We start from the raw sequence: 24,983 nt of genomic DNA on the forward strand, positions 1-24,983 counted from the left end.
ATCATTCCTCAGCCATAACGACAGGACGCGGGATCTCCGTACGAGTGGCATCGGCATGGCCGGCGCCCACGCCGGCGCCACGCATGTCCACCCCGATTTCTTCCCCGAGCCGGCGCTGCGCCGCGCGCACCGCGTCATCGACGACGCGCCGGAACTCGCGCCGGAACCGCTCCGGCGTAAAGCGCAGCGCATTGCGATGGCACACCTCCGGGTGGAACGCGCCGCTCGCTTCGAAGCGCGCAATCGCGTCGACGATCGCGTCGACGTTTTGCTCGCGGAAAAACACGCCGGTGCGGGCCATCGGATCGACCGATTCGACGACCGTCTCGAGTACGCCGCCGCGGCCGTACGCGATAACCGGCGCGCCGCACGCCTGCGCCTCGACGACCGACAGCCCGAAGTCTTCTTCGGCCGCGAACAGGAACCCGCGCGCACGCTGCATGTGGTCGATCAGCACGTCGTCGGGCTGAAAGCCGAGCAGCGTGACGTTCGGGCCCGCCAGCGCCTTGGCGCGCTCGAACTCCGGTCCGTCGCCGATCACCACGAGCCGCTTGTCCGGCAGCTTCGAGAAAGCGTCGACCAGCAGCGGCACGCGCTTGTACGGCACCATGCGCGACGCGGTCAGGTAAAAGTCTTCGCGCTGCGTGCCGGTCACGAAGCGCTCGATGTCGATCGGCGGATACACGACGGTCGCGTCGCAGCCGTAGGTCTTGCGCATGCGGCGGCCGATAAAAGCCGAGTTCGACATAAACGCGTCGACGCCGGGCACGGTGCGCAGATCCCACATCCGCACGTAATGCAGCACGCTGCGCGCGATCCAGCTCTTCAAGCCCTTCGTCATGCCCGCCTGCTGCAGATACTCGTGCTGCAGGTCCCACGCATAGCGGATCGGCGAATGCACGTAGCTCACATGCACCTGGTCCGGCCCGGTGATGATCCCTTTCGCGACCGCATGGCTGGACGAAATCACGAGGTCGTAGCCGGACAGATCGAACTGCTCGATCGCAAGCGGCATTAGCGGCAGATACGAGCGGTACGCGGTGCGCGCACGCGGCAGATGCTGGATAAACGACGTTTTCGCGTGCTTGCCGAGCAATTTGCCGCGATGCTCGTCCGGAAAGAAGTCGACGAGGCTGAACAGGTCCGCGTCCGGCCACATCGCGATAATCTGCTCCAGCACGCGCTCGGAACCCGCGTAAGTAACCAGCCAGTCGTTGACGATCGCGACCCGGCCGTAATGCGGCCGCTCGTCGGCGGTCACTTCGCTTTGCGCTAGGTCAGCCATGGCGAGATCTCTTCGAGTAACTTGACGGCGCTCGCGCGCCACGTGAGTTGCGCGGTGATCGCATGGCCTTTCGCGCGCAGCGCGTCGCGCAGCGCGGTATCGGTTGTGATGCGTTCGAGCAGGCTCGCGAGTTCGCGCGGATCGTCTGGCGACACGTAGAGCACCGCATCGCCGCACGCCTCGACAATCGACGGCAGCCGCGACGCGATCACCGGGCAGCCGAGCGCGAGCGCTTCGACCGGCGGCAGGCCGAAGCCTTCATAGCGCGACGGGTAGACGAAACACGCGGCATGCCGGTACAGCGCGTTGAGGTCCGCGTCGTTCACATAGCCGAGGTGCTTCACGAAAGACGGCAGCGGGTCCTGCGACGTGCCATATACACGTGCATCGCCGGCGCCGACCACGACGATGTCGAACGCCGCATCGCCGATCAGCCGCGCCGCGTCGCTCACCAGCTTGAAATTCTTGTGACGGTTGAGGCTGCCGACCGCCAGCACATACGGCCGCTGCGCGGTCGCACCATACGAACCGGCGCCGGCCTCGTTCACGCGCAGCATATGCTCGCCGCTTTCCGGCACGACGCCGATCTTGGCCGGCGCAATCCGGTACGCGTCGCACAGCTCGCGCCGGGAGAACTCGGAGACGGTCAGCACGCGCCGCGCGATGCGCCCGATGCGCGGCGCCATCACGCGATACCACGCGGTAAACGCACGGCTATAGCTGTCAGGCACACGCACCGGCGCCGCGTCGTGCAGCACGGTGACCTGTTGATGCACGAACAGCGGACCCGTATTGCAGAGATTCAGCAGCAACGCGCCGTGCGCCGCGCGCGGCAAGCTCAGTTGCTCCCAGCGCATGCCATGCCCGGCGCCGACCGCACGCAGCGGAATACGCGCAAACGGGTTGGCGAGCGCGCCCAGCGCCTGCGGTACGACGATCTGCGCATGCAGACCGGCCACCAGCGGATCGCCGTTCTGCAGCATCTGATCGATCGCGCGCACCGTCTCGAACGCGAAGCGGTCGACGCCAGTCGCCCGCCTGCCGAGAAAGCGGCCGTTGATCACGAGGCCGCGCGCTGCCGTGGTTGTCATCTGAATCCCCGAAGTATTGGTGTGGTCGCCTCAACCCGCTTCAACGCTTGTCATGGCCGCTAACGCGCCGAATGCGGGGATGGATGCGCCTGCCGCGCGAGCGGATTCGCGATATAGCGGATCGCGTAGTCGCTGACGCGTCGCGACGGCACAAGGCACAGCGCGGTCAGCGCGAGCGCGCCGAGCTTCTTGCCCGTGCTCCAGAACGGATTGCCGAACACCGAACGGAAGTAGCGGCCCGACTCGAATGCGAACCAGCGCCAGCGCTGCGCGATCGACGCTTCGTATACGTTCGCGCACAGGCGCGCCTTTTCGTACGAAAAGTCATGGCCCTGCATCGGCAGCGCTTCGCCCAGACGCTCTGCGACCAGTTCGCGCAACGCGTTCCAGCGCAGCGGAAAACCGTCGATCACTTCATTGAAGTCCTGACAATTCGCAATCGACAGGCTGATCTTCGGCGCGCCGCCGTGCTCGTCGACGACGAACGAGCGATGCACGCGATAGCCGCCGAGCGGCGTTGCGATCGAATGGATCGAGCCGACCATCGCGATGCCGTAGATCGCGAAGAAGTCCGCCGCGATGCGGCGGCCGCCCGCGAGCGGCACCGGCAGAATCTGTCTGAGCGCGCTCACGCGGTACGCGTTGCCCGATGCGGGCGGCGACGGATACAGCCAGCCGCTCCTGAGCAGCGCGCAGCAGTCCGCGGGCGGCTGCGAATTGGGCACCTGCGCGCCGGTCGGCGTGCCGTCCTGCGCGATCACGTCGAGCGTGAATTGCACCTTCGCGTAGCCGCCGCGCTCGAACGCATCGAGCACCTGACGGACCGCGCCGTCGTACAGCACGTCGTCAGAATCGAGGTAGATCAGATATTCCGTATCGGCTAGCACAAGCCCCTGGTTGTAGGCCGACGCCTGCCCTTCGTTTTCCTTGAACACGGCGGTAAGCCGCTCGCCGTAGCTCTCGATGATCGCGCGCGAGCCGTCGGTCGAACCGTCGTCGATCACCACGACACGGGTGCGCTCCGGCTCCTGCCGCAGCGCCGAATCGATCGTCTCGCGAATGAAGCGCTCGTAGTTGTAGCTGCAGATGATGATCGTCATATCCTTCATCGCGTTTATTCCTTCGCCGGTTCAGGCGGTGAGTCGCTGCCGTAGCTGGTGTATCCGTAGGCGCCGTACTCCTTGCCGTAGCGACTCGGACGCGACGTCATATCGTTGAAGATCACGCCGCGGATCGGCACGCCGATCTGCGCGAAGCGGCGCGCGGATTCGCGCAGTTCCGCGAGATTGGTCACGCCCTGGCGCGCGATCACGAACACATTGCCGGCGAGCTTCGCGACGATGCCCGAATCGGCGACCGGTAGAATCGGCGGCGCGTCGATCAGCACGACGTCGTATTCCTGCTCGATGCGCTGTGTGAACTCGATGAACTTGCTGTGCATCAGGATTTCGCTCGGGTTCGGCACGAAACCGCCGCTTGCGACGAAGTCGACGCCCGGCAGGATGCCGCGGCGCACCACATCCTCGAAGCTCATGCCGCCCACCACCATCTCGGTCACGCCCGGCGTGCACGTCGCACCGAGGTAGTGGTGCAGCGAGCCGCGGCGCAAATCCGCGTCGATCAGCAGCACGCGCTGGCCCGACGAACCGATCAGCGTCGCGAGGTTCACCGACACGAACGACTTGCCGACCACCGGCGTCGGGCCGGCGAGCAGCACGATCTTGTTCGGCGCATCGAGCAGCGCGAATTCGAGCGCGCTGCGGAAGCTGCGCAGGCTTTCGATCGCCGCGTCGCCGGCCGACGCGCGCGCCAGCACGAGATTGGTGCCGGTATTGGTCGGCAGGCTGCGCGTGATCTGCTCCTGCAGCTTGCTGCGCGGCACCTGCGCGTAGACCATCATGCCGGTGCCGTATTCGATTTCCTCGGCCCCGCCGACGCCGTCGATCAGCTTGCGCTTCACCAGCACCGTCGCGATGCTCAGAAACAGGCCGGTGAGCACCGCGCCCGCGACCGCGAACGCGCGCTTCGGCCGGATCGGGCTTTCCGGCACGATCGCGCTGTCGACGAGCCGCACGTTGCCGACCTTGCCGGCCTTCAGCAAACGCAACTGCTCCTGCGTATTCAGCAGGTTCGTGTACAGATCGGTGTTGACCTGCACGTCGCGCTGCAGGCGCAGCAGGTTCTGCTCGAGCGGCGGCAGCGCCTTGGTGGTGGCCGCGATGTGATCGAGCTCCTGACCGGCCGCGGCCAGTTGCGAGTCGATCGCGACCACCGCCGGGTGCTCGGACGTAAAGCGCGCAAGCAGCTGCTCACGCTGCTGCTTGAGGTCCGCGATGCGGCCTTGCGACTCGACCGAACGCTGCAGCAGCGCGGTGGCTTCCGCGTTCAGATCGACGGTGCCGTGCTCGGAACGGAACGTGTTGAACTTGCTTTCCGCCGCTTCGAGCTGCGTCTTCAGGTCGGGCAGTTGCCGCTCGAGGAAGCGAATCGACTTCTCCGCTTCTTCCTCGGTGCGCTCCATGTTCTGCTTCACGTATTCGGAGCCGATCGCATTCAGAATTTCGGCCGCGCGGCGCGGGTCGTTGTTTTCGAGCGCGACGCCGATCACATCCGACTGCTTGCCCTTTTCGGTAATCAGCAGCGACTTCTGCAGCGTTTCGATCGTCGACAGACGCGAATGACGCGCCAGTTCGAAGGTCGAGCCCGGCTGACCGGACACCTGATCGACCATCAGATCGATCGGGCCGGCCGGCGTTTCGACATGCATCAATTCGCCGACGCGCCCCTGCAGATGCAGTTCTTTCGTCGACAGCGAGTACGCGCCGCCGCCCTCGAGTTTCAGCACGAATGGCGCGCCGTACAGGCTCCCGGGCACGTCGAAGACCGGCACGCTGATGCTGTCGTCGCCCCACGCGTAGCCGCCGAGCCCGGAGTGCACGAGACCCGGCAAATGCCGCGCGATCCACTTCCCGACCACCGGAAAGTAATGCGGCTGCGCGTTGATATAGAGCTTGGTGCGATCGACCGCGCGTGAAATGACCATCCGCGAGCGCAGCACCTCGATTTCCGCCGATGCGGCCGTATGCACCGCGAACATCGACGACACGTCGCTCAGCAGGTTGCGCGCCGAGCTCTGGTTTTCCTCGACCTGCACCAGAATGTCCGATTGATAAACCGGCTCCGCCAGCATCGCGTAGGACACGCCGATCAGCGCGAAGCACGACGTCACCGCCGCGATCAGGCCGCGGTTGTGATACAGCAGATCGATAAAGCTGCCGACGTGCGAGCCTTGCGGCGAATCGGCATCGATCGTTTCAAGTTGCAGGTCGCGCTGGGTCATGTCCATTCTCCACATCGGTATGCGTTCGATCGAGGCATGCCAGGTACCGGCCTACCGCATGCATTACCGCTGCGCCGATCAAGTCTGTCAGGTCTGTCAATGGTGTGATTCATCAGTAGCCCAGTGCACGAGTCGTCGATGCGGCCTGCGTGCTCGGCAGGATCAGCCCGATCACGCGGCTCCATCTGACGAGCGCCGATGCGTCGACGAACACCACGTCGTTCGGCTTCAGCTCGAAGCTGTCGGCCGTGGCCATCGCGGTGGGAGACGACGCGTCCAGGTGGAACACGGTCGGCTGCCCCGAGTCGCGATTGCGTACGACGAAGATCTGCGATGCGTCGCCCGTGCCCTGGTTGACCCCGCCCGCGTCGCCGAGCGCCTGGCTAAGCGACATGCGTCCGTTGTTCAGCATGAAGCTGCCCGGGTGCTCGACTTCGCCGAGCACCGAGATCTTGCTGTCGTTCGACGAGAACACGCGTACCAGGTCGCCGTCGCGCAGCACGATGTTGTTCGGGTTGTTCCCCTTCGCGATCATGTCCGGGATATTCACGACCACCGTGTCGTCGTGGCGCGTGACCGCGATCTGCGAGCGGTCGCCGTTGGTCGTGAAGCCGCCCGCGCGGTTGATCGCCTCCGGCAGCGTCATCGGCATGTCGTTGAGCATCTGCAGGCCGGGATTGCGCACTTCGCCATCCACATAGACCCGCTTGCTGCGATACGCGGTGATGCGCAGCGTGACCTGCGGATTTCTCAGGTACCTGCTGAGCTTCGTGCTCATCAATTCGCGCGCGTCCATTTCGGTCAGGCCCGCGAGCTTCACCGGGCCGATATACGCGTACTGGATCATGCCGCCGCTATCGATCGTGTAACCGGAGACCACCGAGTTCGAGCCGGTCGCATCCTGCCCGCCGCCGGCGGTCGCTTCCGGCATGTTCAGCTCCGGGTGATCCCAGACGACGATCGACAGGATGTCGCCCGGACCGAGCGTGTAAGGCGCCGGCTTCGCGAACAGCGCGGAGACGCCGGCCGGAATGCCCTTCGGACGTTCCGCCTCCTGCTTCGAGACCAGCTCGTTGTTGATCTCGACGAGCGAGTTCGGCGGCGGCGTGTCCTTGGCGTTCGCTGTCGGCGCGCCCGGCCGCGTGCTCATCAGCGGATCGGACTGGATCGTGCCGGCGCCGCTCACGCGGCTGCTGTAGCTCATGCCCGGCGCCATCGCGCAGCCCGACAGCACGGCGGCCATCGCGACGGCCGCCACGAGCGTCACATGGCGGCGCAGCGTCTTCACGATGACCCCGGCTCCGGCCTTTTCGCAGCCGTGCGGCGAGCGTGTGGAATTCGTTGTATGTGCAAGCGATTTGCCGCACCCAGCGGCTGCAACCGGGCTTGCAAAAAGAGAGTCGCTGTGTAACATGGTTCTACCCATCTGTATGCAGATCCCGCTCACTTACCTGTTCAGGCATCCCAATGAGCAAAGAACTGATTCGTACTCTTTCACTGATACCGTTTGCCGCGTTTTCGACTGCATTTTCGATTCACGCTGCGGCTCAACTGGTATCCCCCCGTCAAGCACTCACCACTACTGAGACTGCACGACAAACCGGCGCGACGCCAAATCGAAGCGTTGCTACGGGTGCGGTAACCCACATTCACCCGACTTACACCGGTGCGGCCTCGATTTCGCCAACGCAAGTTCAGCCGACTTACTCGAGTCCGATTCCTTCCACGTCCACCGCCACCGCGACTTCAAGCCAGGTGGGAGGCGTTGCGCAAAACGCGCGGGGCGCCGCCAACGCAACGCCGGCTCGTGCCGCGCATGCGCGCCCTTCGATGCAAACCTTCCGTTACCGTCCCGCGTCGCAAACCGATACGTCGATGCCGAATCCGTATGCATACGGCGGCTGGGGCGGCGATACGGCGCGCGGCGCAAGCCAGCTCTACAGTTCACCGATCACGCCGGAGGTCGCGCCGCCTTCGCCGTGGAATCGCTAACGCCGCTTTCTTTTCCGACTGCCGCCTGATGAAGCGCGCGGTGCAGTGCGCGCTTCGCCACCGTCGCCATCCGCGCGCGACGCTTGCCTGCGGTGCGTTGTCTGCGGGTGCGTGCCTGCGGTGCAGGCCTGCGGTGCATGCCTCGGTGCATGCCTCGGTGCATGCCTAATACGCGCCGCTGCCGTACACCACCACCTTGAATGTCTTGAACAGAATCGTGACGTCGCGTGCCAGCGACCAGTTCTTCACGTAGGCAACATCGAGCGACACGCGCGTCGCGTAGTCGGTGTTGCTGCGGCCGCTGACTTGCCACAGGCCCGTCATGCCGGGCTTCGCCATCAGGTAATAGTCGACGTCCGCGCCGTAGCGCTCGAGCTCCTGGTCGATCACCGGGCGCGGGCCGACGAGGCTCATGTCGCCGCGCACGACGTTCCATAGCTGCGGCAACTCGTCGAGGCTCGTGCGGCGCAGGAAGCGCCCGATCGGCGTGACGCGCACATCGTTCTTCAATTTGAATTCGCGCTCCCATTCCGCCCGGGCCTGCGGATCGGTTTCAAGCAACTGCTTGAGCACCTGCTCCGCATTCACGACCATCGAACGAAACTTCAGACAGCGAAACTTGCGTCCGTTCAGGCCGACGCGCACGTGTCCGAACACCGCGGGACCGCCGTCGCGTTTGACCGCCCATGCGATCGCCGCGAGAAACGGCGAGAAAACGATCAGCAGCGCGACACCGACCACCACGTCGAAACCGCGCTTGACCGCCTGGCTTGCCGCGGTCGGCCCGAGCGACACATACACGCGTTGCACCGGCATGCCGTCCGCTGCGCTCACGCGTTGCTGCAACTGGCTCGCGATATTGAACGCAACCACCGTCAACGTATGTGCGACGAGCAACAGAATCCCGCTCGTCAACGTCCAGTAAAGGAACCACGGCACCGACAGCACGCTCGTGCGCTGGATCAGATAAAGCAGCGCGAGGCCGCTCATCTGCACCACGAGCCATGCGATCGCGGTGCGGGTAGCCGAGCTGATGACCGAACGTGTGCGCTGCGTTTTGGACGGATAGGTGCCGCATGCCGGAAAAACCGACAGCGCGAGCGCGGCCACGAACGCGACCAGCAGCGCATCGAGTTCGTAGTGCACGCCGGCCGCGGGCACGTTCAGGTGCAGCGCGCCGAACGCGCCCAGCACAATCAATGCGATATCGATCGCCCGATGAAATAGTCCAGACATGTCGTCACTCCACACCTTTGCCGTCTTCCACGCGATGCGGCGTCCTGGTGTGGACACCGCTGCCGCGCGCCCTTCAACGACGCCTCGACGGCGCCAGGCATTGCCCTCGCAAACGTCGCGTGACGCGTTGCGGCGTCACGGTCGGCAGGCGGCGAGCGGCGCTTGCCGGAACACCATCAGGACGTCATCCCCTTCCGTAGTTGTCCTCGAAACGCACGATGTCGTCCTCGCCCAGGTACGAGCCGGACTGCACCTCGATCACCTCGAGCGGCAACTTGCCGGGGTTCTCGAGGCGATGGCGCACGCCGAGCGGGATGTAGGTCGATTCGTTTTCGCCGAGCAGGAACTGCTCTTCGCCGCGCCAGACACGCGCGGTGCCGCGCACCACGATCCAGTGTTCGGCGCGGTGGTGATGCAGTTGCAGCGACAGGCGCGCGCCCGGCTGCACGACGATACGTTTCACCTGGAAGCGCTCGCCGCGGTCGATCGAATCGTAGAAACCCCAGGGGCGACGCACCTTGCGGTGCTGATCGGCTTCGGGCGCCCGCTCCGCCTTGATGCGCGCGACGAGGCCCTTGACGTCCTGCACGCGCGAGCGGTCCGCGACCAGCACGGCGTCCGCGGTCTCGACGACCACCACATTGGTGGTGCCGACGCAGGCGACGAGACGCCCTTCGGAATGCGCGTAGCTCGCGGTCGCCCCTTCGAACATCACGCGGCCGCGCCCGACGTTGCCGTCGGCGTCCTTGTCGTGCGCATCCCAGACGGCGTCCCACGAGCCCAGATCGGACCAGCCGGCTTCGAGCGGCACGACGACGCCGTGGCACGGCAACGCGTCGGTGCCCAGATGCTCCATCACCGCGTAGTCGATCGAATCGGACGGGCTCTGTTCGAACTGCGCGGCGCCGGGGCGCAGAAACGCGCCGTCGGTGCGGCTGTTCGCGAACGACGCGACGCACGCGTCGTGCATCGCCGGCTGCAGGCGCTTGACGGCCTCGAGCCAGATCGATGCGCGCACCACGAAAATGCCGCTGTTCCACCAGTACTGGCCGCTCGCGAGATACTGCGCGGCGAGTTCCTGCGCGGGCTTCTCGACAAAGCATTCGATATGGCGCGCGCCGTCCTGCAGCGCGGCGCCGACCTTGATATAGCCGAAGCCGGTATCCGGCCGCGTCGGCGGCACGCCGAGCGTGACGATCGCGCCGCCTTCCGCATGGCAGGCCGCCGCGAGAATCGCGCGCTGGAACGCGACGACGTCGGCAATCGAATGATCGGCCGGCATCGCGACCAGAATCACGTCCTCGCCCTGCGCGGAGGCGACCACCGCCGCGAGCGTCAGCGCCGGCGCGGTATCGCGGCGCGCCGGTTCGACCACGAGCCGCGCATCGACACCGTTTGCATGCAGCTGCTCGATCGCGACAAAGCCGTGCTCTTCGCCGCACATGATGATCGGCGCGCCGCTCACCTTGCGCTCGGCGGGGAAGTTCGCCATGCGTCGCACTGTCGTCTGCAGCAGCGAGTCCGGGCCGACGATGTCGAGCAACTGCTTCGGGCAGTTCGCGCGCGACATCGGCCACAGCCGCGTGCCTGAACCGCCCGCCAGCACCACCGGCGCGAGTGCGAGCGTCTGCACGGCAGGCAGTTCGCCGGCCAGACACGCACGCGACCGGTCATCGAGTGTGCGGGCAATTTCCTCAGTCTGTTCGCTGTCTAACATTTCCCATTCCTAAATATGTAGACGTTCCGTCGATCCGGGGACGAAGCGAAAACTTCATGCGTCCGGTTGGCTTTCAGTTTCTCTTTAGCAAAATCGAAAAACGGTGCGCCAGCGCGCGTAGCGATGCATCTGGTTCGTGCGTTCGATCCACGTGCCGTTTGCGCGCGAGCCGGTGAGGCTGTTCATGCAGGTCATACGCGCGTACGGTCGACGCGTGACGCCCACCTGCCCGATCCGGCCGTGCGCTCAGAACGCGAAATCGCGCGTTTCGAGTTCCGCTGCCGCGGCCGGCGCGACGATAGCGGCAAGCGCGTCGCGTTCACGGCGATTGCGCAGCCGGTATTCGGTCGGCGAGATCGACCAGCGCTTGCGGAAAATCTTCGCGAGATGGTCGCCGTTGCCCATGCCGCTGCGGCGCGCGATCTTGTCGACCGGCAGTTCGGTGCCGGCCAGCAGCCGGCAGGTCATGTCGAGACGCGCCTGAAGCAGATATTCGGAGGGTGTGCTGCCTATCTCGAGCTTGAAGCGGCGCAGGAAATTGCGCTCGCTCATCGCGGCTTCCTGCGCGGCGTCGGCGACCGAGATCGGGCGGTCGCAGTTTTCGCGCAGCCATTGCGCGGAGCGGCGCACCTTTTCGCCAACCGTCGTGCCGACACTGCCGAGCAGCGGCATCAGCTTCGCGCTCGAGCCCGGCATCAGCCGCTCGGCGATCTCGCGCGCGATGTCGAGGCCATGATCACGCACGACCAGCGTAAGCGCGCTCTTCACCGCTTCGTAGCGGTCATCGGCTTGCGCGGCCGGCAGGTCGAAGACCAGCGTGGCGCGTGACGCGCCGGCGGCCATCGACGCAGCGTCGCGCGTGTCGTTCAGGTCAAGGTCAGCCGCATGAGCGGACTTTCTTTGTGGCGCGCGCGCAGGCGTGCCCGGCAGCCGCGGGTCGCTCGACGGGTCGGCGCCGCTGCCGGAGATAAACAGCGCGTCGAACGCGTTTTGCGCGCGCACGTCGAGTTCGTCGGTCCACACCTGCACCGACGACGAACATCTGATGCCGCCGCCTTGCAGCGACAGCAACCGCACGCTGTAGCGCACGCATTCGCCGTGCGCGGCAGCGCCCGATTCGTTCGCAAGCTGGAACACTTCGGCGACGATGCCGGCAGCCAGCAATGAGAAACCCTCCGACAGGACGATGCCTACCCGGCGCGCGGCGCGTGCTGCACCACTGCCGGACGCCAGCCTGCCAGCCCCCGTCTGTTCTATCCCGGCGTACGTCATTCTGATTTCCCCAGGTGGCCGCTTTCGCTTGTGCCGACTCGAATAAAAGCGTTGAAAGCCATGATGCCGATTTCCTTTCAGATAATTTGTTATCCGAAATAGTCTGAACGTTGATCCGTCATCGAATGTGCGGTCTGGCTCCACGACAGACACTTCGACAACCGCACCGCGTCCGGCTGGTCTTTTCAGGCGGCCCAAGCGGCTTGCGGGCCGGTGCATCCTGGCGCCGGACATCGATCACATCGGCGGTTCATTTATACCGCACGCCCGTCGCCGCCCGCCATGGCAATCGATCGTTTTGTGTGCGGTCATCAACGTACCCGCGCTGTGTGGTGAGGCGCACATAAAGCGGTTGCGAAACGGGAAACTTGCAGGCCGTTTACAGCCTGATTTCTTACTGGTTCAGCGCTAGCGGACGAGCGTCGGACACGACTCGTGTGAAACGATCGGACAGCCTGACTGAAGACGTGGAAACCGCTTTGAGACTGCGAAGATCTGCTGCGCGATGACGCGACGTGCTGACGCGGCCGCAGGCGGCCGGTGATGCGGTGCTGCGAGAGATAGTGCAGAGCGAGCGATGCGTTGCGCGAGATAAACGGGCGGCGATGCGGGTTCACACGGCTGGATCGCCGTACGCCACTGCAGCCATCGCAGTCACTGCATTATTCGCGCACGCGCGGCGCGATACTGTTCGGCATCGCACGTAGAGACGCGACGATGTCGGTCTTCCGATGCGCCGCGATGTGAATCATCGCAGCGATGCAATACGATGCGTTCTGGGAAAGCAAAAACGCCGTGCGCAGCGGACGGCTGCACACGGCGTTTCGAAAAACCAGCTTAAGCGAGTTTAACGCGGCTCAACGCGTCGTGAAGTCGATCCGTTCGACGCCGGTGTCCGTGCCGAGCAGGCAAAGATTCGCGCCGCGGTCCGCGAAGAGGCCCACGGTCACCACACCGGGCCATGCGTTGATTTGCGCTTCGAGTGCGAGCGGATCGCTGATGCGCAGACCTTTCACGTCGATGATTTCGTTGCCGTTGTCGGTGATGAACGGCGCGCCGTCTTTCGCGACGCGCACCACCGGCACGCCGCCGATCGCGGTCACGCGGCGGCCGATCGCGGTACGCGCCATCGGCACCACTTCGATCGGCAGCGCAAATGCGCCGAGCACATCGACGCGCTTGCTCGCATCGGCAATGCAGACGAATACGTCCGCCACCGACGCGACGATCTTCTCGCGCGTCAGCGCACCGCCGCCGCCTTTGATCATCGCGCCGCGATGATCGATTTCGTCGGCGCCGTCCACGTAGACCGGCAGCGCGTCGATCTCGTTCAGATCGAAGACGCGGATGCCGTGCGCCTGCAAGCGCGCCGTGGTCGCGACCGAGCTCGACACCGCGCCGCGATAGCGGCCCTTGCTGGCGGCGAGCGCGTCGACAAAACAGTTCGCCGTGGAACCGGTGCCGACGCCGATTACCGCGCCTTCCGGCACATGAGCGTTCACGTAGTCGGCGGCGGCCCGGCCGACCAGTTGCTTGAGTTCGTCTTGAGTCATGAGAGTGAAATGCTGCGCAAGCGGGAAACCGTCAGTTTACCGGACTCGCGCGAGGGCTGGACGAGGGTGTGGAGCGGATGCCTAAGAGAACCGCGCCGCTTACCGCGCCGGCGTCGCGCCGGCGGGTGCCGACGGCATGTACTTGTCGAGCAGCGCCTGCGCAATCGCATCCGTTTCCGCGTCCGGATTGCCCGCATAGTCGCGCGGCCGGAAATGCATCTGGAACGCGGCGAACACGCGCCGCGTTTTCTCGTCGAGCACGCCGTCGGTTGCCACATCGTAGCCGTAGCGCGCGAGCTTCTGCTGCAGGCCGCGCACGTCGGCGGGCGCATCGGGCGCGCGCCCCGCGAGGTCCGCGGTGACGCTCGCCGCGTCGGGCCATGCGCCGATACCGGCGTCGTAGAGCTGCTTCCATGGGAAAGCCGGCCCCGGATCGGTCTTGCGCTGCGGGGCGATATCGCTATGTCCGACCACGCGCGTCGGCGGAATGCCGTAGCGCGTGACGATGTCCTTCGCCAGACGGATCAGCGCATCGACCTGCGCAGGCGGATACGGTTGCCATGTGCGGCCTTGCGGCGTGTCGATCGGACCGAGATTCACGTTTTCGATGCCGATCGATGCGGCGTTCAGTTCGGTGGTCCCCTGCCATTCGCTGACGCCCGCATGCCACGCGCGCTGCGACTCCGGCACGAGCTGCCAGACCACCGGCTCGCCGTTCCTGATGCGCGGCGCGGCCGGCACGAGGTAGTGCGCGCTGACCGGCTCGGTCGTCAGCACGTTCAGCGACTGCGCTTCGTCGATTTCGGTGTAGTGCATCACGAGAAAACGGATACGCGTGTCCGCGTATTGCGCGTGATGGCTGGTGTCGGCGTAGTAGGTGCCGCGATCGACGGTCATGGTGGTGCACGCGGTGAGCAGCGCGGCCGCGCAGGCGATGGATGCGCGTATCAGCGCGCTGTCGAACCGGCTGGGTCGAACGAAAGTCATGGTGCCGCAGGTCTGTTTTGTTATGTTACGAAGTGCCGGCCGGGACACTGGCCGGGTTCACGTGCGCGCCGCCGCCCGCTGTCTGACCGCTTCGAACAGACACACGCCGCTTGCCACGGAAACATTCAGACTCTCGACGCTCCCCGCCATCGGAATATGCATCACCTCATCGCATGTATCGCGGGTGAGGCGACGCATCCCCTCGCCTTCCGCGCCCATCACGAGCGCGACCGGGCCATCGAGTTTCGTCTGAAACACGCTTGCCGGCGCATCGCCCGCCGTGCCGACCACCCACACGCCCGCGTCCTTCAGTTCGCGCAGCGCGCGCGCGAGGTTCGTCACCGTGATATACGGCACGGTATCCGCCGCGCCGCTCGCCACCTTCGCGGCGGTCGCGTTGAGGCCCACCGCGCGGTCCCGCGGCGCGATCACCGCGTGCGCGCCCGCCGCGTCGGCAACCCGCAGGCAGGCGCCCAGATTGTGCGGATCCGTCACGCCGTCGAGCACGAGCAGCAGCGGCGGCCCGTTCAGCGCGTCGAGCAGTTCGGCGAGATTCTGCGCGAGCGGTAAATCGGTTGCGCGTGCAACCACACCCTGGTGGCGCTCGGTATGCGCGAGCCCCCACAGCCGCGTTTCATCGGCGGCGATCACGCGCACGCCCGCTTCCTTCGCGATATGCAGGAATTCGTTCATGCGGCGGTCGCGCCGCGTCTGATCGTAGTAAATATCTTCGACCGTCGACGCATCGTGGCGCAGACGCGCAATGACCGCATGAAAACCGTATAGAACCTTGAGACGTGACATGACTGAAACGACCTTTGATGAGGCGCCCAAGCGGCGAGCCCATCGACAATGACAAACGATGCGCGGCAACACGGCACGCGCATGCACGCACGCGGCGTGCTGGCGAGGCGTGTTGCCTGCGGGTGCGCTGAACGCGAACGGCGCGCGTCAGCGCTTCTTTCTGGACGGTCCCTTGGCGGACTTCGCCGGCGCCGCACGCGACGCGGAACGCTTTTTCGCCGCGCCGCGCGCCGCGCGCGCTTCCTTCACCGCGGCGCTCGGCGCGGGGGCCGCCTTCTTGCGATGCGCGCCATCAGCCGCCGCCAGCGCGCGTACGCGCGGCCCGCCGTTGCCGCGCTCGCCGCCCGATTTCTCGAGCGCCGCGCCCCGGCTCGACGGCGGTTTGATCGGCGTGTCGCGCACGAGGCGGAAATCGATCTTGCGCGCGTCCAGATCGACGCGGCTCACCTGCACGCGCACGCGGTCCGACAGCCGGTAACGGATGCCCGTGCGTTCACCGCGCAGTTCGTTGCGAATTTCGTCGTACTGGAAATAATCGGAGCCGAGCTCGGTGACGTGCACGAGGCCTTCAATAAAGAGCGCATCGAGTTGCACGAAGATGCCGAACGACGTGACGCCGCTCACCATCCCGCCATACTCTTCGCCCAGCTTGTCGCGCATGAAATAGCACTTGAGCCACGCCTCGACGTCCCGCGATGCTTCGTCGGCGCGCCGCTCGTTCGACGAACAATGCAGACCGAGCTCTTCCCAGATCGCGGTGTTCTCGCGGCGGCGGCCGGCGCGCTTTTCGTCGTCGGCCTGCATTGCGCGGGCGCGCGGCGACAGCGCGGTGTTCAGCACGACGCCTTCGGGCGCTTCCGGCTGGTATTTGCGCCCTTGCAGGATCGCGTAGATCGCGCGGTGCGTGAGCAGATCCGGATAACGGCGAATCGGGCTCGTGAAGTGCGCATACGCCTCGTACGCGAGACCGAAGTGACCGATGTTGTCCGGGCTGTAGACGGCCTGCTGCATCGAGCGCAGCAGCATGGTCTGCAGCATCTGCGCGTCGGGCCGGTCGCGGATATGCGCCATCAGCGCCGCGTAGTCGCTCGCGTGCGGTGTTTCTCCGCCGGTCAGCGTCAGGCCCATGCCGCGCAGGAACGTGCGCAGGTTTTCGAGCCGCTCGGCGGTCGGCCCGGCGTGCACGCGATAGAGCCCGGCGTGCTTGTTGCGCTTCATGAAGTCGGCTGCGCAGACGTTGGCGGCCAGCATGCATTCTTCGATCAGCTTGTGCGCGTCGTTGCGATGGCGCGGCACGATCTGCTCGATCTTGCCCTGCGCATTGCAGACGATGTACGTTTCCGTCGTATCGAAGTCGATCGCGCCGCGCTTCTGCCGGGCGGCGAACAGCGCCTTGTACGCGCCATACAGATTCTGCAGATGCGGCAGCAGCGACGCGCGGCGCGCGGCTTCCGGGCCCTTGGTGTTGGTGAGCACCGCGGCCACTTCGGTATACGTGAGACGCGCGGCCGAATGCATCACGCCCGGATAGAACTGGTACGCCTTGATCTCGCCGCGCGCGGTGATCACGATGTCGCACACCAGCACGCAGCGGTCGACGTGCGGGTTCAGCGAGCACAGCCCGTTCGACAGCTTTTCCGGCAGCATCGGAATCACGCGGCGCGGAAAGTACACGGACGTGCTGCGTTCGATCGCGTCGATATCGAGGCCGCTGCGCGGCAGCACATAGTGCGACACGTCGGCGATCGCGACGACCAGCCGGAAGCCGTCGCCGCGGCCCACCTTGACCGGTTCGCAATACACGGCGTCGTCGAAGTCGCGCGCGTCTTCGCCGTCGATCGTGACGAGCGGCACGTCGCGCAGGTCGATGCGGTGGCGGATATCCGCGGGGCGCACTTCGTCGGGCAGCGCCGCGGCCGTGTCGAGCGCAGCCTGGCTGAACTCGTGCGGCACGCCGTACTTGCGCACCGCGATTTCGATTTCCATGCCCGGGTCGTCGATATCGCCGAGCACTTCGGCGACGCGCCCGAGCGGTTGCGAATGGCGGCTCGGAAAGTCGGTCAGCTCGACCACCACCACCTGGCCGACCTTGGCCTTCTTGGTGTTCTGCGTGATCAGGATATCGTGGCCGATGCGCTTGTCTTCGGGCGCGACGATCAGCGCGCCGTTCTCGTTGAGCAGGCGCCCGATCACGCGCTTGTTCGCGCGGTCGGTGACCTCGACGATATGCCCTTCCGGCCGCCCGCGCCGGTCGTAACCGACGATGCGCGCGAGCACGCGGTCGTTGTGCATCACCTTCTGCATTTCGCCGGTGGGCAGGAACAGGTCGTCCTGGCCGTCGTCGCGCACGAGAAAGCCGTAGCCGTCGCGATGCCCTTGCACGCGGCCGGCGACGAAATTCGACGGATGGGTCAGCTGGTAATGCCCTCGCTGATCGAGCCGGATCTGGCCGTCGCGTTCCATCGCGGCCAGACGCTTGAAGAAGCCTTCGCGCTCCTGGCGCTTGATGGAAAGCGCCTCGGCGATGTCGTTCGCAGCGAGCGGCGTTTCGCTCGTGCGCAGCACGCCGAGGATTTCTTCGCGGCTTGGAATCGGATACGGATATTTGCTCAAGGGCTTATCGATGATTGTTCTCGGTGCGTGGACGTCGGCGGATGACGTGCGGCGGCGCGGTATGCCTGGCTCGCCCTGTCAACGTACTGCTGCGGGCCATTCTATCATCCGTCTCTTAATGCAAAGCGCGTCGCAGGCCGGGTGCGCGGGCCTTGTCGCATGCGTTCGGCAGGCCAGGGGTGAGTTTCGCGCAGCGCTTGACAGGTTTTGTCATACGGCTATAATTGCGGTCTTTGCTGCGAGGCGCATGTATTTAGGCGCTGGATGGCGAAGACACCTGCCCAGGTGGCGAAATTGGTAGACGCACTAGGTTCAGGTCCTAGCGGTGGCAACACTGTGGAGGTTCGAGTCCTCTCTTGGGCACCAGGATTCTAAAAAGGTCGGCGCATGCCGGCCTTTTTTCATTTGTGCGCCCAGGAAGCAAAGCGCCTGCGCGCTTTGCGGGAGGACTCGAAAGGCTGCGCTTGCAAGCGCAGCCGGGGTCGCGCCCGTGTGACCGAGTCCTCTCCTGGGCACCAGGATTTAAAAAAGGTCGGCGGCACGCCGGCCTTTTTTCATTTGTGCGCCCAGGAAGCAAGGCGCCTGCGCGCTTTGCGGGAGGACTCGAAAGGCTGCGCTTGCAAGCGCAGCCGGGGTCGCGCCTGTGTGACCGAGTCCTCTCCTGGGCACGAGGATTTTAAAAGGTCGGCGGTACGCCGGCCTTTTTTCATTTGTGCGCGCGGAAGCAACGGGGTTTTGGGCGGCTTTTTATCCACTCCCAATTGACACATTGCATCATCTCGCTACAATAGCGGTCTAGCCTGAAACATGCCCAGGTGGCGGAATTGGTAGACGCACTAGGTTCAGGTCCTAGCGGTGGCAACACCGTGGAGGTTCGAGTCCTCTCCTGGGCACCAGGGATTCAAAAAGGTCGGCGCATGCCGGCCTTTTTCATTTTTACGCCCAGGAAGCAAAGCGCCTGCGCGCTTTGCGGGAGGACTCGAAAGGCTGCGCTTGCAAGCGCAGCCGGGGTCGCGCTCGCGTGACCGAGTCCTCTCCTGGGCACCAGGATTCAAAAAAGGTCGGCAGATGCCGGCCTTTTTCATTTCTGCGCCCAGGAAGCAAAGCGCCTGCCCCGGCACGCTCCCCTACCCGCGAACGCCGCCCAGCCGCACAGCCAGCAGCAACGCCGAAGGCACCATCAGACAAGCATTGGCGCCCCACCACGAAGGGTCATAATCGGCGGTCAGCGCCCAGAACGAGAGCGCCATCAACCCCGCACAGAAGGTCAGGCACAAGCTGAGCAGAATCAGACATTCGCCAAGCGCTTGCCGCTCGCTGCGTGCGCATGCGACACCCGCAAGACCGGTCACGGACGCAAGCAGATCCAACGGCAAAAAAGACCAGTTCCACGCTGAAATCGTCGGATCGCGATAGCCCTTGAACAGCCACGCGGCCGGCAACACGTCGGCAATCGCGACTGCCCAGTACACCAGCAATCCGATGTCGACCATCAGCAGATACAAACAGACAAAGCGCCAGTTCCGCTGCTCACGCCAATTCGTCGTTGAGCCCATGTTCACGCCGCCGTGATAGCCGGACGGCCGACCTGGATAAGCACAACGCCGACCACGACCAACGCGATTCCGCACAGCGACACAAGTGGAACGCTGTCACGAAAGAACGCATAACCGATGATCACCGTCAGCACGGTGCCCGCACCGGACCAGATCGCGTACGCCGCGCCAATCGGAATATGCCGCAGCGACAGGCCGAGGAAATAGAACGCGCAAAGATAGCCGGTCGCGGTTGCAGCGACGGCGGGCCAGTATCGGAAGCCCGCCGACAGCCGCAGCGCATTCGTCGCGACGACTTCGGCACCGATCGCAATGGCAAGATAAAGCGACGACAACATGTTCAGGATGCACTCCGTCATTGATTGAGATGCGCGGCGCACGCCCGCGCGGGCCGCTGACGATTGACAAACGGCGCTTCGAAACAACGGTGAAACAGACGCGCAAGCCCCAGACAAACGGGCGGACCGATGACGCTGAGCGTGACCCATATCCACGGCGGCGAACTCACAAAAGCGCTGACGAACGACCACAGGATGAAAATCACCGGCGCATGCGTCAGATAGAGCGAATACGAGAATTCGCCGACGCCTTGCCACACGCGCAGTCTCGGCACCGGGACGCGACCGGTGCGCGCTGTCACGCCCCATAGCAGGAGCACGGCGCCCGCCGCGCACAGCCCATCCAGCCACGCGAGCCAACGCTCGGACGCGTCAAAGCCAAGCGCGACAGACACCGCGATCAGCACGCACAGCAACGCGACACCCGACGTCATCGCGCGCGATCGCCGCATCGGGCTGCCGCGCATGCGCTGACGACAGGCCCAGATGCCGGCGTAGAAGTGCGCACACAAGCCCAGATAGGCCACCGGAAAATCCGCGCCCGCGATCGGCGCGAGCCACGCGATCGCCCCATAGACAATGCCGTACACCACCACCAGCGACCACCACGGCGCGTTCGCGCACACGCGCAGCAGGAACGGAAAGCACAGATACAGATGAAACTCGGCCGCCACCGACCACATCGCGTAGTTGATCTGCGTGCTTTCGACAAAATCCTGCAGCAGCGCGACGTGCGACACGAGGCCGGCGGCCGTCACAGGCACGCTGATGTCCCACTGCGATCCCGTTTTGCCGTCGCCCGTCAGCCAGATCACCGCGCACGAGAAAGCGAGCGCCGCGTAGTACGGCGGACCGATGCGCATGAAGCGCCGCCAGACGAACGCCCGGAACTCGGCCCGAGGCAGCGCCATCCTGCAACTGGCGGCGAGCGAAAATCCGCTCAGCACAATAAACACGACGACCGCGTAATGTCCGTAGTACAGCCATCCGGTCGCCCGCAGCCAGACGCCATCGGGCGCCGCGCCGTAGCCGAACGGCGGCGCGACCGCAGGCCATACCTGAAACCAGATATGGCTGAGCATCACGTAACAGGCGGCGAGTCCCCGGATCGCGGTCAGCGCGGCCCAATCGCCGTGCGAGATCTGCCACGCCGCAGCGGCACGCGCACTCATCGCTTTCGAGCGATCAGCGCACTGTACTGATGAAGCAGCGGAACGCGTCGCGGTTGCTCCGCGACGAGCCGTTCGAACGCGTCGAGAAACTCGTCGCGATACGCAGGTTCGATCGCATCCAGAAAGCCCGCGGACGCACCCGATTTCAGCATGTATTCGCGGACTTCGGACGCCGCCGTGTACGGAATATCCAGTCCGCCGTCCCATTGCGAAATCGCGTGAAGCGCATCCGAACAGAATTTGCGCGCGAGCGACGCGGCATCCTCCGGCAGGTTGAGCCTGATCGCTTTCCTGAGATACGCGGGCCGGCTGATGACGAGACGCTCGAACAGGTTACTCACTTCGTTCAGCGTGCACTTGCGATTTTCAATGAGCGCGAGCATGCCGCCCGGTCTGAGCACGCGCTGAACCTGCGACAGAAACGCGTCGTGATTGAAATAGCAGATGCCCCACGCGCACAGCACCGCATCGATCGATTCGTCCTCCTGCTCGGCGATCACGCGCAGCGCGTCGCCTTGCCGGAAATCGATGCGCGGCTCGCGCAGCACAGCGTGCTTCATCTCGTTCAAGGCCAGCATGCGTTCGGACAGATCGACCGCCGTGACGTGCGCGCCCGCCCCGAGCCGCCGGCAGATCGCGCCGGTGAGCCGGCCGGTGCCGGCCGCCAGCTCCAGCACGCGTTCGGCGCCCGTCAACGGGATGGCTGCCGCGAACTCATCGGTCACGGTGCCCAGATAGCGGCCGTAGTAGTCATCGTAGGTGGACGATGCGGCATCGTAATCGGCGCGGACATCGGCAAAATTGTTCGTGATGTTCCAGCGCACCGTGTTGAACGCAACCCGGGCGGTGTTGAGAATTTTCATGGTCGAGGGCTTCCCTTCAGACGGCATAGCCTGCGGCCGGCGTCGCGTGACAGGTGATGAAATCGCTGAGCACGCCGATCGCGCGGTCAAGCTGCTCATAGCGGTGATCACGGTTGATGAAAAAGCGCACACGGGCCGCGTGCTTCGGCACGGCCGGATAAATAATCGGAAACGTATTGATGCCTTGCGCACGCAGCGCGCCGCCCGCGGCGATCGCCGCGTCCTGCGGCAGATAGACCGGGAAAACCGGCGTGCTGCCCGCGGTGCCGATATTCAGGTTAGCCAGCCGCGCCTGCCGCTGAAAATAGGCGGCCTTGTCCTGCAGTTCCAGCACCCGTTCCGGCGAGCGTTCGAGAATCGTCAGGGCCGCGAGCGCCGCCGCCGCATTGACGGGCGGCAACCCGGTGCTGAACACAAATCCCGGGCAGTTGTACTTGAGAAAATCGATCAGATCCCGCCTGCCGGCCACATAGCCGCCGCAGCTCACGAGTGTCTTGCTCAGCGTACCGATCCAGAGATCGACCTGCTGCGGCGACACCCGGCAGTGTTCGGCAATGCCGTGTCCGGTTCGACCCACCGTGCCGAGCGCATGCGCCTCATCCACCATCAGCACGAAATCATGCCGCGTGCGCAGATCGACGATACCGGCCAGATCCGGCACATCGCCGTCCATGCTGTACACCCCTTCGACGACAACCAGAACATTTTTGAATCTGCCGGCGCTTGCGAGCTTGCGTTCCAGATCCTGCACGTCGTTGTGCGCGAAACTCCATCGCTCGGCGCCGGACAGCCTGATTCCTTCAAGCACGCTGTTGTGGATGCAGGCGTCGTGCAGGATCAGGTCGCCCTTGCCGAACAGGAAGCCGATGATGGTCACGTTGGTGCCGTGCCCGCTGACAAAGCTCAGCGCGCTTTCGACACCGACGAAGCGCGCAATGCGCGATTCCAGCGCTTTATGCAAAGGCGTCTCTCCGGACACGAGGCGGCTCGCGCCCGCGCTCGAGCCGAATCGTTCGACGGCATCGCGAGCCGCGTGTCTGACATCCGGATGACGGATAAGGCTCAGGTAGTCGTAGCCGGAAAAGTTGATGATCTCCGCCCCCGTCCGGTCGGAAATCACATGTCCATTCGGCGAATAGCGCGGTTCGAAATAGCCGAGCGAAGTGCCCGCCTGCGCCATGATTTTCTGGAATACCCGATAGCGCCGATCGTCGCGATACCAACCTTCGCCTGATCGTGTGATCGGCATCAACTTGCGATGCATGCCTACGCCCCTCGTATGTAAGCGCGGTCCATTGCGCCAGGATCTGAATTGAGTCGCATGCTTCATGTCGACGACATTAGAAGGTTCCTAACAACGCCAGAAAATTTAGGAGGCTTCTCAATATCATTCTTATGATTCGCATGCCTTATTAATACATACGGATTTTTTGATCCCTTATTCGACGAACAAGGTGTCGACCGCCGCGCAAGTATCGTGGCTTCGTTCGGTAAGCGAACCTATTCAACAGAACAGCTTGACCGCACATCGCCGATATTGAAATCGAATTGTAATTTTTGCGACGACAAACGCGGTTTGCAGGTACGCGCCCGGGTTCGGGAAGCGCCAATTCGAGCGCGAAACTTACACGCGAAAAGCGAAGTTGAGCGCCCCTTTCATTACCAAATACTTACCAATACATATCTGGAAAGGTACATTTATTACATCAGCAGAACGAGGCACAAAAAATGCATTGGCACTGCCCAGGGAATACCACTGATTCATGCGCATTTACATGCAGGCGCTTAACGGTCGGCGTACACTCGACCCGCGGCCGCGTCACGGGGTACGCGGCGCGATCCGTATTGCTCAACACGTAAAGCGACAACTGCAAGAGGAGAACAACGACGATGACCTGGACCCGCGAACAACGAAACGTCACGATCGCCGCGTATCTCGGCTGGACACTCGACGCGTTCGATTTCTTTCTGATGGTTTTTGTTCTGAAAGATATCGCCGCCGAATTCAGCGTGAAGATTCCCGATGTTGCGTTCGCGATTACGCTGACGCTCGCGATGCGTCCGCTCGGCGCGCTGATCTTCGGCCGACTCGCCGACAAGTTCGGGCGCCGCCCGACGCTGATGATCAACATCGCGTGCTACTCGCTGCTCGAGTTGCTGTCCGGCTTCGCGCCCAACCTGACGACGCTGATCGTGCTGCGCGCGCTGTTCGGCATCGCGATGGGCGGCGAATGGGGCGTCGGCTCCGCGCTGACCATGGAAACGGTGCCCGCGAAAGCGCGCGGCTTCGTGTCCGGCCTGCTGCAGGCGGGCTACCCGAGCGGCTATCTGCTCGCGTCCATTGTGTTCGGCGTGCTCTATCAGTACATCGGCTGGCGCGGCATGTTTTTCGTCGGCGTCGTGCCGGCGTTGCTCGTGCTGTATGTGCGCTCGAGCGTGCGCGAGTCGCCGGCGTGGGTCGCGATGGAGAAGAAGGCGCGTCCGGGCCTGCTTGTCACCCTCAAGCGCAACTGGGTGTTGTCCATCTACGCGATCATCCTGATGACCGCGTTCAACTTCTTCTCGCACGGCACGCAGGATCTGTATCCGACCTTCCTGCGCGAACAGCATCATTTCGATCCGCATACGGTCTCGCTGATCGCGATCACGCTGAACATCGGCGCCATCGTCGGCGGTCTGCTGTTCGGCTCGATGTCGGAGAAGATCGGCCGCCGCCGCGCGATCTGCATCGCCGCGCTGATCGCGCTGCCGGTGCTGCCGCTGTGGGCCTTTTCGACGACCGCGGTGATGCTCGCGCTCGGCGCGTTCCTGATGCAGATTTCCGTGCAAGGCGCGTGGGGGGTGATCCCGGTGCACCTGAACGAAATTTCGCCGGATGAGATTCGCGCGACCTTCCCGGGTCTCGTCTACCAGCTGGGCAACCTGCTCGCGTCGGTCAACGCGACGATGCAGGCCTCGTTCGCCGTGTCGAACAACAATAACTATGGACTCGCGATGGCGGTCGTCGCAGGCACGGTGGCGGTCGTGATCGCGGTGATGATCCTCTTTAGCCGGGAGCGGCGCGGCATCGACATGACTCAATCCGCCGAACAGGTCGCCGCCGCCACTCACTGAGCGCGGCCGGTTCGCGCTTCTTTCAGCACGCACCCAAGGCCGTGCCGATC

19 protein-coding genes and 2 tRNA genes are annotated in these 24,983 nt (G+C 64.4%); 4 read left to right on the forward strand and 17 right to left on the reverse strand.

The genetic code is table 11. The annotated features are described in order from the left end of the window. Nucleotide 1: 1 nt before the first annotated feature. The 5 genes from HV675_RS14405 to HV675_RS14425 form a co-directional block, all read right to left on the reverse strand. Nucleotides 2–1,285 carry a glycosyltransferase family 4 protein gene (locus HV675_RS14405; protein WP_175111590.1) on the reverse strand — a complete coding sequence of 428 codons (1,284 nt, stop codon included), beginning with the start codon at nucleotides 1,283–1,285 and terminating at the stop codon, nucleotides 2–4. Further along, the gene (locus HV675_RS14410) at nucleotides 1,273–2,376 is read right to left on the reverse strand and encodes a glycosyltransferase family 4 protein (protein WP_175111591.1); all 1,104 of its coding nucleotides are present in this window, start codon (nucleotides 2,374–2,376) and stop codon (nucleotides 1,273–1,275) included. The genes HV675_RS14405 and HV675_RS14410 overlap by 13 nt, the downstream gene beginning before the upstream one ends. 59 nt (nucleotides 2,377–2,435) lie before the next feature. Beyond that, the gene (locus HV675_RS14415) at nucleotides 2,436–3,485 is read right to left on the reverse strand and encodes a glycosyltransferase family 2 protein (protein WP_175111592.1); all 1,050 of its coding nucleotides are present in this window, start codon (nucleotides 3,483–3,485) and stop codon (nucleotides 2,436–2,438) included. 5 nt (nucleotides 3,486–3,490) lie between these two features. After that, nucleotides 3,491–5,716 (reverse strand): polysaccharide biosynthesis tyrosine autokinase, encoded by a 2,226-nt coding sequence (locus HV675_RS14420; RefSeq protein WP_246270265.1) that lies wholly within the window; start codon nucleotides 5,714–5,716, stop codon nucleotides 3,491–3,493. A 112-nt stretch (nucleotides 5,717–5,828) separates the two neighbouring features. Further along, entirely contained in the window at nucleotides 5,829–7,004 is a 1,176-nt protein-coding gene (locus HV675_RS14425) for a polysaccharide biosynthesis/export family protein (RefSeq protein ID WP_377700645.1), read from the reverse strand. A 542-nt stretch (nucleotides 7,005–7,546) separates the two neighbouring features. Here HV675_RS14425 and HV675_RS14430 point away from each other — a divergent pair. Continuing rightward, nucleotides 7,547–7,708 (forward strand): hypothetical protein, encoded by a 162-nt coding sequence (locus tag HV675_RS14430; RefSeq protein WP_175111595.1) that lies wholly within the window; start codon nucleotides 7,547–7,549, stop codon nucleotides 7,706–7,708. Nucleotides 7,709–7,873: 165 nt separating this feature from the next. On the opposite strand, the gene HV675_RS14435 is transcribed toward HV675_RS14430, so the two are convergent. The 7 genes from HV675_RS14435 to rnr all read right to left on the reverse strand — a co-directional run bounded on the left by HV675_RS14435 (nucleotide 7,874) and on the right by rnr (nucleotide 17,890). Further along, on the reverse strand, nucleotides 7,874–8,944 hold the full coding sequence (locus HV675_RS14435; protein WP_175111596.1) for a sugar transferase: 1,071 nt from the start codon (nucleotides 8,942–8,944) through the stop codon (nucleotides 7,874–7,876). A gap of 184 nt (nucleotides 8,945–9,128) precedes the next feature. Beyond that, the gene (locus HV675_RS14440) at nucleotides 9,129–10,661 is read right to left on the reverse strand and encodes a mannose-1-phosphate guanylyltransferase/mannose-6-phosphate isomerase (protein WP_175111597.1); all 1,533 of its coding nucleotides are present in this window, start codon (nucleotides 10,659–10,661) and stop codon (nucleotides 9,129–9,131) included. A gap of 246 nt (nucleotides 10,662–10,907) precedes the next feature. Then, the gene (locus HV675_RS14445) at nucleotides 10,908–11,933 is read right to left on the reverse strand and encodes a GlxA family transcriptional regulator (RefSeq protein ID WP_175111598.1); all 1,026 of its coding nucleotides are present in this window, start codon (nucleotides 11,931–11,933) and stop codon (nucleotides 10,908–10,910) included. Between the two features lie 857 nt (nucleotides 11,934–12,790). Continuing rightward, nucleotides 12,791–13,486 (reverse strand): ribose-5-phosphate isomerase RpiA, encoded by a 696-nt coding sequence (gene rpiA / locus HV675_RS14450; RefSeq protein WP_175111599.1) that lies wholly within the window; start codon nucleotides 13,484–13,486, stop codon nucleotides 12,791–12,793. Nucleotides 13,487–13,585: 99 nt separating this feature from the next. Beyond that, nucleotides 13,586–14,383 carry an N-acetylmuramoyl-L-alanine amidase gene (locus HV675_RS14455; RefSeq protein ID WP_246270281.1) on the reverse strand — a complete coding sequence of 266 codons (798 nt, stop codon included), beginning with the start codon at nucleotides 14,381–14,383 and terminating at the stop codon, nucleotides 13,586–13,588. 147 nt (nucleotides 14,384–14,530) lie between these two features. Continuing rightward, complete coding sequence (gene rlmB / locus HV675_RS14460) at nucleotides 14,531–15,277, reverse strand: 23S rRNA (guanosine(2251)-2'-O)-methyltransferase RlmB (RefSeq protein WP_175111601.1); 747 nt, start codon at nucleotides 15,275–15,277, stop codon at nucleotides 14,531–14,533. 147 nt (nucleotides 15,278–15,424) lie between these two features. After that, nucleotides 15,425–17,890, reverse strand: coding sequence for a ribonuclease R (gene rnr / locus HV675_RS14465; RefSeq protein ID WP_175111602.1), 2,466 nt, complete (start codon nucleotides 17,888–17,890; stop codon nucleotides 15,425–15,427). 279 nt (nucleotides 17,891–18,169) lie between these two features. On the opposite strand from rnr, the gene HV675_RS14470 reads away from it, so the two are divergent. After that, nucleotides 18,170–18,256: transfer RNA gene (locus HV675_RS14470), tRNA-Leu, on the forward strand. A gap of 443 nt (nucleotides 18,257–18,699) precedes the next feature. Beyond that, nucleotides 18,700–18,786: transfer RNA gene (locus tag HV675_RS14475), tRNA-Leu, on the forward strand. Nucleotides 18,787–19,017: 231 nt separating this feature from the next. Here the strand turns inward: HV675_RS14475 and HV675_RS14480 are convergent. From HV675_RS14480 to HV675_RS14500, 5 genes are read right to left on the reverse strand one after another with little or no spacing between them, the layout of a single operon-like run. Next, on the reverse strand, nucleotides 19,018–19,446 hold the full coding sequence (locus HV675_RS14480; protein WP_175111603.1) for a DUF5360 family protein: 429 nt from the start codon (nucleotides 19,444–19,446) through the stop codon (nucleotides 19,018–19,020). A gap of 2 nt (nucleotides 19,447–19,448) precedes the next feature. Further along, entirely contained in the window at nucleotides 19,449–19,784 is a 336-nt protein-coding gene (locus tag HV675_RS14485) for a DMT family transporter (protein ID WP_246270267.1), read from the reverse strand. Between the two features lie 17 nt (nucleotides 19,785–19,801). After that, nucleotides 19,802–20,956 (reverse strand): acyltransferase family protein, encoded by a 1,155-nt coding sequence (locus tag HV675_RS14490; protein ID WP_175111604.1) that lies wholly within the window; start codon nucleotides 20,954–20,956, stop codon nucleotides 19,802–19,804. After that, nucleotides 20,953–21,819, reverse strand: a complete 867-nt coding sequence (locus tag HV675_RS14495) for a class I SAM-dependent methyltransferase (RefSeq protein WP_175111605.1) — start codon at nucleotides 21,817–21,819, stop codon at nucleotides 20,953–20,955. The genes HV675_RS14490 and HV675_RS14495 overlap by 4 nt, the downstream gene beginning before the upstream one ends. A 16-nt stretch (nucleotides 21,820–21,835) precedes the next feature. After that, on the reverse strand, nucleotides 21,836–23,083 hold the full coding sequence (locus HV675_RS14500) for an aminotransferase class I/II-fold pyridoxal phosphate-dependent enzyme (RefSeq protein ID WP_175111606.1): 1,248 nt from the start codon (nucleotides 23,081–23,083) through the stop codon (nucleotides 21,836–21,838). 626 nt (nucleotides 23,084–23,709) lie between these two features. Between HV675_RS14500 and HV675_RS14505 the strand changes: the two genes are divergently transcribed. Then, entirely contained in the window at nucleotides 23,710–24,933 is a 1,224-nt protein-coding gene (locus HV675_RS14505; protein ID WP_175111607.1) for an MFS transporter, read from the forward strand. Nucleotides 24,934–24,983 lie beyond the last annotated feature (50 nt).

Source organism: Paraburkholderia solisilvae, from assembly GCF_902859875.1.
Classification (GTDB): Bacteria; Pseudomonadota; Gammaproteobacteria; order Burkholderiales; family Burkholderiaceae; genus Paraburkholderia; species Paraburkholderia solisilvae.

Excerpts from the sequence above, each read along its gene's own strand:
- HV675_RS14430 (WP_175111595.1), top strand. The coding sequence starts at position 7,547 with ATGCAAACCTTCCGTTACCGTCCCGCGTCGCAAACCGATACGTCGATG.
- HV675_RS14505 (WP_175111607.1), top strand. The coding sequence starts at position 23,710 with ATGACCTGGACCCGCGAACAACGAAACGTCACGATCGCCGCGTATCTC.
- rlmB (WP_175111601.1), bottom strand. The coding sequence starts at position 15,277 with ATGTCACGTCTCAAGGTTCTATACGGTTTTCATGCGGTCATTGCGCGT.
- HV675_RS14490 (WP_175111604.1), bottom strand. The coding sequence starts at position 20,956 with ATGAGTGCGCGTGCCGCTGCGGCGTGGCAGATCTCGCACGGCGATTGG.
- HV675_RS14420 (WP_246270265.1), bottom strand. The coding sequence starts at position 5,716 with ATGACCCAGCGCGACCTGCAACTTGAAACGATCGATGCCGATTCGCCG.
- rpiA (WP_175111599.1), bottom strand. The coding sequence starts at position 13,486 with ATGACTCAAGACGAACTCAAGCAACTGGTCGGCCGGGCCGCCGCCGAC.
- HV675_RS14480 (WP_175111603.1), bottom strand. The coding sequence starts at position 19,446 with ATGGGCTCAACGACGAATTGGCGTGAGCAGCGGAACTGGCGCTTTGTC.
- HV675_RS14415 (WP_175111592.1), bottom strand. The coding sequence starts at position 3,485 with ATGAAGGATATGACGATCATCATCTGCAGCTACAACTACGAGCGCTTC.
- HV675_RS14405 (WP_175111590.1), bottom strand. The coding sequence starts at position 1,285 with ATGGCTGACCTAGCGCAAAGCGAAGTGACCGCCGACGAGCGGCCGCAT.
- HV675_RS14440 (WP_175111597.1), bottom strand. The coding sequence starts at position 10,661 with ATGTTAGACAGCGAACAGACTGAGGAAATTGCCCGCACACTCGATGAC.
- HV675_RS14435 (WP_175111596.1), bottom strand. The coding sequence starts at position 8,944 with ATGTCTGGACTATTTCATCGGGCGATCGATATCGCATTGATTGTGCTG.
- HV675_RS14410 (WP_175111591.1), bottom strand. The coding sequence starts at position 2,376 with ATGACAACCACGGCAGCGCGCGGCCTCGTGATCAACGGCCGCTTTCTC.
- HV675_RS14445 (WP_175111598.1), bottom strand. The coding sequence starts at position 11,933 with ATGACGTACGCCGGGATAGAACAGACGGGGGCTGGCAGGCTGGCGTCC.
- HV675_RS14455 (WP_246270281.1), bottom strand. The coding sequence starts at position 14,383 with ATGACCGTCGATCGCGGCACCTACTACGCCGACACCAGCCATCACGCG.
- HV675_RS14495 (WP_175111605.1), bottom strand. The coding sequence starts at position 21,819 with ATGAAAATTCTCAACACCGCCCGGGTTGCGTTCAACACGGTGCGCTGG.
- HV675_RS14485 (WP_246270267.1), bottom strand. The coding sequence starts at position 19,784 with ATGTTGTCGTCGCTTTATCTTGCCATTGCGATCGGTGCCGAAGTCGTC.
- HV675_RS14500 (WP_175111606.1), bottom strand. The coding sequence starts at position 23,083 with ATGCATCGCAAGTTGATGCCGATCACACGATCAGGCGAAGGTTGGTAT.